The sequence below is a fragment of the Polynucleobacter sp. JS-Safj-400b-B2 genome, from assembly GCF_018881975.1.
GTDB lineage: Bacteria > Pseudomonadota > Gammaproteobacteria > Burkholderiales > Burkholderiaceae > Polynucleobacter.
The window spans coordinates 106,216-112,672 of record NZ_JACVPJ010000008.1 but is presented as its reverse complement, the minus strand read 5'-3'; the positions used below and the strand labels follow the sequence as shown (position 1 = coordinate 112,672).

At 44.0% G+C, this 6,457-nt stretch carries 11 protein-coding genes; 8 read left to right on the top strand and 3 right to left on the bottom strand.

What is annotated here, in order from left to right; translation table 11 throughout:
- Positions 1 to 178 precede the first annotated feature (178 nt).
- Entirely contained in the window at positions 179 to 856 is a 678-nt protein-coding gene (locus ICN48_RS09900; RefSeq protein ID WP_216153524.1) for a DUF1345 domain-containing protein, read from the bottom strand.
- Between the two features lie 113 nt (positions 857 to 969).
- On the opposite strand from ICN48_RS09900, the gene ICN48_RS09895 reads away from it, so the two are divergent.
- The 3 genes from ICN48_RS09895 to ICN48_RS09885 all read left to right on the top strand — a co-directional run bounded on the left by ICN48_RS09895 (position 970) and on the right by ICN48_RS09885 (position 2,470).
- The gene (locus ICN48_RS09895) at positions 970 to 1,113 is read left to right on the top strand and encodes a hypothetical protein (RefSeq protein ID WP_216153523.1); all 144 of its coding nucleotides are present in this window, start codon (positions 970 to 972) and stop codon (positions 1,111 to 1,113) included.
- 12 nt (positions 1,114 to 1,125) lie between these two features.
- Positions 1,126 to 1,767, top strand: coding sequence for a hypothetical protein (locus tag ICN48_RS09890; protein ID WP_255539532.1), 642 nt, complete (start codon positions 1,126 to 1,128; stop codon positions 1,765 to 1,767).
- 151 nt (positions 1,768 to 1,918) lie between these two features.
- The gene (locus ICN48_RS09885; RefSeq protein WP_216153522.1) at positions 1,919 to 2,470 is read left to right on the top strand and encodes a phasin family protein; all 552 of its coding nucleotides are present in this window, start codon (positions 1,919 to 1,921) and stop codon (positions 2,468 to 2,470) included.
- A gap of 13 nt (positions 2,471 to 2,483) precedes the next feature.
- On the opposite strand, the gene ICN48_RS09880 is transcribed toward ICN48_RS09885, so the two are convergent.
- Entirely contained in the window at positions 2,484 to 3,383 is a 900-nt protein-coding gene (locus ICN48_RS09880) for a histone deacetylase (protein WP_216153521.1), read from the bottom strand.
- Positions 3,384 to 3,412: 29 nt separating this feature from the next.
- The gene (locus tag ICN48_RS09875; protein ID WP_216153520.1) at positions 3,413 to 3,787 is read right to left on the bottom strand and encodes a DUF2237 family protein; all 375 of its coding nucleotides are present in this window, start codon (positions 3,785 to 3,787) and stop codon (positions 3,413 to 3,415) included.
- Positions 3,788 to 3,847: 60 nt separating this feature from the next.
- Here ICN48_RS09875 and ICN48_RS09870 point away from each other — a divergent pair, with 60 nt between their 5' ends.
- The 5 genes from ICN48_RS09870 to ICN48_RS09850 all read left to right on the top strand — a co-directional run bounded on the left by ICN48_RS09870 (position 3,848) and on the right by ICN48_RS09850 (position 6,439).
- A complete protein-coding gene (locus ICN48_RS09870; RefSeq protein ID WP_216153519.1) occupies positions 3,848 to 4,252 on the top strand; it encodes a thiol-disulfide oxidoreductase DCC family protein in 405 nt (134 codons plus the stop codon).
- Entirely contained in the window at positions 4,249 to 4,797 is a 549-nt protein-coding gene (locus tag ICN48_RS09865) for a chalcone isomerase family protein (RefSeq protein ID WP_216153518.1), read from the top strand. The genes ICN48_RS09870 and ICN48_RS09865 overlap by 4 nt, the downstream gene beginning before the upstream one ends.
- A gap of 3 nt (positions 4,798 to 4,800) precedes the next feature.
- Positions 4,801 to 5,349: a DUF3833 domain-containing protein gene (locus ICN48_RS09860; RefSeq protein ID WP_216153517.1), complete on the top strand. Its 549-nt coding sequence runs from the start codon at positions 4,801 to 4,803 to the stop codon at positions 5,347 to 5,349.
- A gap of 70 nt (positions 5,350 to 5,419) precedes the next feature.
- The gene (locus ICN48_RS09855; RefSeq protein ID WP_216153516.1) at positions 5,420 to 5,953 is read left to right on the top strand and encodes a superoxide dismutase family protein; all 534 of its coding nucleotides are present in this window, start codon (positions 5,420 to 5,422) and stop codon (positions 5,951 to 5,953) included.
- A gap of 42 nt (positions 5,954 to 5,995) precedes the next feature.
- The gene (locus ICN48_RS09850; RefSeq protein ID WP_216153515.1) at positions 5,996 to 6,439 is read left to right on the top strand and encodes a DUF2452 domain-containing protein; all 444 of its coding nucleotides are present in this window, start codon (positions 5,996 to 5,998) and stop codon (positions 6,437 to 6,439) included.
- Positions 6,440 to 6,457: the final 18 nt, after the last annotated feature.

Sequence of the window (6,457 nt, the reverse complement as noted above, 5' to 3'; positions counted from 1 at the left end):
ACCCGCTTAAGACCACCTGACTTTAGAAACTCTTTAACTACCTTTAGCTTGAACTGCTTGCTGTACTTGCTCATAAAACAAAACCCCCTTGGTTGGACATAATGTCCAACTTTTGGGGGTCAGCTCACTGGGGTTGGCTTTTTGTTTGAAATAGTTCGTAGACGTTAACTTTAGCGGTTTATGAAAGTGCAACTACCCCTGATATCAAATTAATAGCCAAAGTCAGTAAGGTGGCATTAAAGATAAAAGCAGTCATGCCCTGAAGCATGACTAAGAACCGGATTCTGGAGCTGGCAATATTGACGTCAGCAGTCTGGCAAGTCATACCAATTACCATCGAGAAGTAAAGAAAGTCTACATAGGTTGGCTTTGGCTTGGAGGCAAATAGTAAAGGTACTTCATTGTTTTTTTCAAGCTCTTGATAGTAGACGTGTGCGTAATGCAGAGCAAATGCAGTGTGTACGTATAACCAGGAAATGATGTAAGTTGCTAAAACCAGTCCAACATGGCGAATGGCAAGGTTGATGGGAAGTGCTTTGATGCCTGAAAGAATAATCACGATCGTGACTAAGCTGGCTATTCCCGCAAGCACGATAATCATCAGAATCATCGCCGCGCCATCATCCTCTTTTTTCGAGAGGCCAAGAATATTTTCCTGAGTAGAAAAATACATCATGATGTAGGTCAGTATTAAGTAAAGCCCTCCTGCAGCAACCCAGGAAAGGGCCAAACGGATGACTGGGCTCTGATCGGCTGGAATGATGAAAAAAGATCCAAATCCAGTTAATGCAACAATGAGCAGTCTGTGAGTGGCGCCGATTTGATGCCAGTATTGTGTCCAACGAGATACTTTCATAATGGCTCTAGTATGCACTTAAAATAGTGGGAGTTAATCGTGGGCCACCAGCTCACTAAGCTTGGTGTGTAATGGGTAATACGTATAACGTCAATTTACTAGAGGATTTTAAAGTGCGGTCAAATATTAGAAATTGGAGCTTAGTAGCCGGAGCACTCATTATTTTGGCTGCTTGTGTTTTCTCTTATGTATCGACTAAGCCGGCAGAGGCTGATGCATCGATCTTATTTCCGCTTGTCACTATTCAAACCGTATAAATTAATTTAACCATGACTATTTCATTCAAATCTATTTCGAGGCATGCCGCTTTGACTTTACTCGCGGTCGCATTTCTAGCTGGCTGCCAATCCACTGGCCAAGATGGCAAGCCGCTGACCCCTGCAGAAATTATGCAAAAGCGCGACGCAACTTTGAAAATGGCTAAGACAGGTCTTGATGCCTTAATAAAACAAAAACCAGATGTTCAAAAAGAGATTGACCAGGCTGCTGGCTATGCGGTCTTTACCACCTCCAATGTCAATATTGTTTTGATAGTCTTAGCGCGTGGTGAAGGCGTTCTATTTGATAAGCGTCGTACAGATCCTATTTTTATGCAAGCGCTCAAAACCGGGGAAGGCCTAGGCGCTGGATATCAAGATCAATATCAAGTGGCGATCTTCAAGACCCCTGGCGCGATAGATCAGTTTTTACTAACTTCGGTTGATGGGCATCGCGGTGGTGTTGATGTAGATGCTAATTTCTCTGCTGGTTCAGGCGGTACCATTCGTTCATTTAATCCTGAAATTACCTTTTATACGGTAGGCCTCTCTGGGTATGATCTACAGGCTAATTACGGGGGTACTCTCTACCTAGTCGATCAGCAGCTAAATAGTGCTTCAACCCTGAATAACTTACCAAAGAAGAAGCAATAAACAAAGTAAAGAGTTTGAAGTCAGGGCCCCAACTAGCAGTAGTTGGGGCTTTTCTTTTTAGGTAGAAGGCTCATCTACTGGTATTTCTCTATAGCAACAAGGCTGAACGAGAGTAGATTGGTAAATGACTTTACCTATTTGAAAGGCTGATATGAGCAAGAAACCATTGGATATGAATGCAATGCCGGGGCAACAAAGGGCTATAGATGCGACTAAGGCTGCTGGGCGTGTGGCGATTGAAAGTGCACAGGCCATTGCACAAATTAATCAGCAGGCTTCACAGGAATTGGCCAGCATGATTCAAGCGCGGGTATCAGAGTTGATGAAAATTCAGGATCCTCGCTCTGTTTTTGAGAATGTGCACGCTGAGGTATTACAAGATGCTGCTAAAGAAATTTCTCAATATCACAACCAATTAGTTCAGGTTCTGAAAAGTGGTAACCAAGAGCTAGCTGATATTGCAGAAACCATGATCCAAGAATCCAAGGCGGATTTAATTCACTTTGTAAATGATGCGACAGATAATGCACCGCTTGGTAGCGAAGCTTATGTATCTGTGTTTAAAACCTCATTTAATAATGCGCTGCAAAATTTTGAATTGATCCGTGCTGCAATGGCTGACTCGTTTACCAATTTCGAGAAGAGTGTAGAGAATATGGGTAATCTTGCAAGCCCAAAAGGCGCGGCCAAAAAGAAGGGCTGAAGATTTAAGTTTGCTAATACTGCTTCTGAAATTGCAGGGCGGTTTTAATGGTCTGAAAATGAATCTCCACAGTGGATTCAATTTCTTTGCCGTAGCCGCCTGCCATTGAAAATGCCACTGGTAGCTGGCGATCTAACGCATACTGAAAAACCATTGCATCTCGTAAGCGCATTCCCTCAGTACTTACATTTAACCTTCCAAGGCGATCGCCCTCATGTGGGTCTGCTCCAGCTAAGAAAATAAGGCAATTCGCCTTGAAGCGCGTATCGAGTTGATCTAGGCATTCTCTCAGGGAGTGCAAGTAGGCTTCATCGCTGCAGCCATCAGCAAGACCCAAATCAAGATCACTTTGTTCTTTTTTAAACGGGAAATTATTTTCGCCATGGATTGACAGAGTAAAAATAGATTCATCATTTTGCAGAATGGATGCTGTGCCATTGCCTTGGTGAACATCCAAATCAATCACAGCAATTTTAAGAGATGAGCTCACTTCCTTTTGGAGTGTGCGTGCAGCAATGGCTGAATCATTAAAGACACAAAAGCCACTGCCGGTATCTCGATAGGCGTGATGAGTGCCGCCAGCTAGATTGGCAGCTATACCTTCTTGCAAAGCAGTTTTAGCTGCAGCTACTGTGGCCCCAGCTGAGCGGCGTGAACGCTCTACCATTTGCTCGCTCCAGGGAAATCCAATTTCTCTTTGCTCCAGTGGGGATAGCTTGCCTTCAATGACTTTAATCAGGTAGCTTGGATCATGGGCATATAGGATTTGGGTGTCTGTTGCAGGCGGCGCCTCCATGAGCTCTATATTTGCTTGTGTATTGACCAAATCTCGTAGGCGAGAGTATTTCTCCATTGGGAAGCGATGTCCCGCCGGAAGAGGTAAGACAAAATGATCTGTGTAAAAGGCCTTCATGCTTCTCTCACGCTTCTGTCACGCTTCTGTCAGACTTCTCTCGCATATTCCTTTAAGGTATCCAAGGAGACTGTTTCTAGTGCCTTAATATGGGTGCTTTCGAGCTTGATCAATGGGGCGCAATGGGCATTGAATGCCTCTACCCAGCGATTGATGCATAAGCACCACTGATCTCCCGCAACCAATCCTGGAAACTGATACTCTGGTCGTGGGGTAATTAAGTCATTGCCTTTTTGAAGGCTAAATTGTAAAAACTCATTTGTGACAATGGCGCACACTAAATGGCTACCAACATCCTCATCATTAGTTTTGCAACAACCATCCCTAAAAAACCCCGTTAAAGGATCAAAAGAACAGGGAATGAGTGGTTCCCCAAATACATTTAACGCGATCTCTTTTTGCATAGCAACCTTAAAATGAATGTGTCAGCCAGTTTATTGAATAAGCCGTAAACTTGCTGAACAATGACTCAGTTAGAAAAACTTACTTTGTTTTACGATGGCGCTTGTCCTTTATGCCAGGCGGAGATTCTGTTTCTATCTGGGCGAAATCAAGCCAATCTTTTGGACTTTGTCGATATTAATTCAGAGCAGTTTGACCCACAGAAAGTTGGTGTCTCCTGTGAGGCTGCATTGGCTGCAATGTATGGGCAGTTTGCTAGCGGTAAATTAATTCACGGCGTTTCAGTATTTCCCGAGGCTTATCGTAGGGCCAATTTGCCCCGCCTTGCCTGGCTTTTTTCCAGAAAAGCCCTGCAACCATTTTTGAAGTTGGGTTACCTATTTTTTGCTAAGAATAGACATGCTATTTCTAGTCTTTTGGGACCAGCAGCATTGCGTTTGGTGAAATCAAAATCAACATCGCTATGAAGATGATTCGATTGTTTTTAATCGTCGCTTTATTTAGCGCATTAGCGCCAGCTAGCTTTGCCCTTGATCCACAGGAACTGCCACCCTATTTAAGCTCCGCAAAACTTCAGGGTAGTGGACGACTGACTTGGTGGGGTCTGCATATATATGACGCCTCCTTTTATCGAGTGGGTTCACTAGCCTCCCCGGAATTTGCGCTAGACATGCGCTATCAAAAATCTTTTTCTGGAGTCTCGATTGCTAATCGCAGTGTGGAAGAGATGAAGCGCATTGGTATTACGGATGCTCAGGCAGCACAGTGGGGTAGAGAGTTAACCGCTTTCTTGCCGAATGTAGAGTCAGGACATACTTTGACTGCTGTCTATTCTCCTAAACAAGGAACAATCTTTTATCACGATGGTAAGCAAATTGCGCAAATACCAGGCACTGATTTTTCGAAAGCATTTTTTGGGATCTGGCTTGACCCCAAAACAAGTGCACCAAAGCTTCGCACCGATCTACTTGGACAATCTTGTCCGCCACCACTTTTTACTGAGGCTTGCTAATCTATGAAATCACTTTTTATCCGAATTATCTTGTTGGCCTTGTGCAGCCTATTTTTGGCCTCTTGCTCTACACCGCAAGTTTCTCAATATGCTTCCGAGAATCCTGCTCTAGACTTAAGTGAATATTTTTCAGGAACGATTGATGCCTATGGCATCTTTACAGATCGTAGTGGTGAGGTGAAGAAGCGTTTTACTGTATTAATTAAATCTAATTGGACTATGGTTGATGGCAAGAAGGTGGGTACCTTAGATGAAAGCTTTGAGTACTCGGATGGCACAAAGCAAAAACGCATTTGGACTTTGACTGAGCAGTCCCCGGGTAATTTCATTGGCAGGGCAGATGATGTAGTGGGAGATGCCCAGGGCCAATTGGCTGGAAATGCCCTGAATTGGACCTACACCCTTGCCTTGCCAGTAGATGGAACCATTTATAACGTGCAATTTAACGATTGGATGTACCTTATTACCCCTAAAGTAATGCTAAACAAGGCCAAGATGAGTAAGTTTGGCATTGAGCTTGGTGAGGTCACCCTGAGCTTCTATAAGCGTTAAGCAAAAGGGCTAGATTTGTGTCACACTTTCTTGGAAGGCGTCGCTGAGCGCCCAATCCAAGGAGATTTAAATGAATATGAAATTAAAGCAAGTTTCGATTGCTCTATCTGCGTTTGGAGTCTTATCTTTAGTAGCCTGTCAATCGATGGAACAGGGCACAGGGCAAAAAGCCAGCGCAAGCCTAGATTCAAGATCAGGATCGCAGGCCAAGGGTGAAGTGACTTTCACCTGGCAAGGCAATGATGTTCTTATCAATGGTAAGTTTTCTGGTTTGAAGCCAAATGCAGAGCAAGGATTTCATGTGCATGAGAAGGGCGATTGCTCTGCTCCAGATGCAATGAGTGCAGGTGGTCACTTTAATCCTGAGACAAAAGCACATGGCATGCCAGACAGTGGCATGAATCATGCAGGTGATATGCCAAACATTAAATCAGACGCGAGTGGTAACGCAACTTACACAGCTAAACTACATGGCTTTGCTGTAAATACTGGACCAACTGGTATTGTAGGCCGCTCAGTTGTAGTGCATCGCGATCCAGATGATTACAAGTCTCAACCTGCTGGAAATTCTGGACCACGCATTGCTTGTGGTTTGATTAAGTAGTCGAGTTTATTTAAATACATTAAAAGAGATACAGGGCATTTCATGAGAATCGAAGATACCGATCCAGCGCGTCACGCAGGGATTGAATATCCAATGGAAGTGGGTGCTCCTGTATTTGCGCCCATTAAGGTCACCGAAGAAAAAGATAAGGCTGTCAATGTAGCGCGCCAGAATGCGAAGCTGGAGTATGACCGCATTATGGAGCAGGCTGAAGTCTTGATGAAACAAGCCAAAGCCTTGCAAGCAAGGCTGGACGCCACTGAAATGGTACATAGCGCTAAATTTGGTTTTAATCCCATCCATGGAAAAATTTATCACCTGTACTACGACAGCAGAAATAGCGTCAACGTACTCATTCAGAATGGCCCAAGTGGGTGGAGTTGTGGGATTCCAGACGGGTGGACATATTCAATGGCGGTTAAGAAGTTAGGCGATAGTACTTGGGCGGTAATTGAAGAAGAGTCTTCTAACGCCCTTACTGTATGATGATTTTTTATAAAAAAT

Excerpts from the sequence above, each read along its gene's own strand:
- ICN48_RS09890 (WP_255539532.1), top strand. The coding sequence starts at position 1,126 with ATGACTATTTCATTCAAATCTATTTCGAGGCATGCCGCTTTGACTTTA.
- ICN48_RS09900 (WP_216153524.1), bottom strand. The coding sequence starts at position 856 with ATGAAAGTATCTCGTTGGACACAATACTGGCATCAAATCGGCGCCACT.
- ICN48_RS09870 (WP_216153519.1), top strand. The coding sequence starts at position 3,848 with ATGACTCAGTTAGAAAAACTTACTTTGTTTTACGATGGCGCTTGTCCT.
- ICN48_RS09875 (WP_216153520.1), bottom strand. The coding sequence starts at position 3,787 with ATGCAAAAAGAGATCGCGTTAAATGTATTTGGGGAACCACTCATTCCC.
- ICN48_RS09860 (WP_216153517.1), top strand. The coding sequence starts at position 4,801 with ATGAAATCACTTTTTATCCGAATTATCTTGTTGGCCTTGTGCAGCCTA.
- ICN48_RS09885 (WP_216153522.1), top strand. The coding sequence starts at position 1,919 with ATGAGCAAGAAACCATTGGATATGAATGCAATGCCGGGGCAACAAAGG.
- ICN48_RS09880 (WP_216153521.1), bottom strand. The coding sequence starts at position 3,383 with ATGAAGGCCTTTTACACAGATCATTTTGTCTTACCTCTTCCGGCGGGA.
- ICN48_RS09865 (WP_216153518.1), top strand. The coding sequence starts at position 4,249 with ATGAAGATGATTCGATTGTTTTTAATCGTCGCTTTATTTAGCGCATTA.
- ICN48_RS09850 (WP_216153515.1), top strand. The coding sequence starts at position 5,996 with ATGAGAATCGAAGATACCGATCCAGCGCGTCACGCAGGGATTGAATAT.
- ICN48_RS09855 (WP_216153516.1), top strand. The coding sequence starts at position 5,420 with ATGAATATGAAATTAAAGCAAGTTTCGATTGCTCTATCTGCGTTTGGA.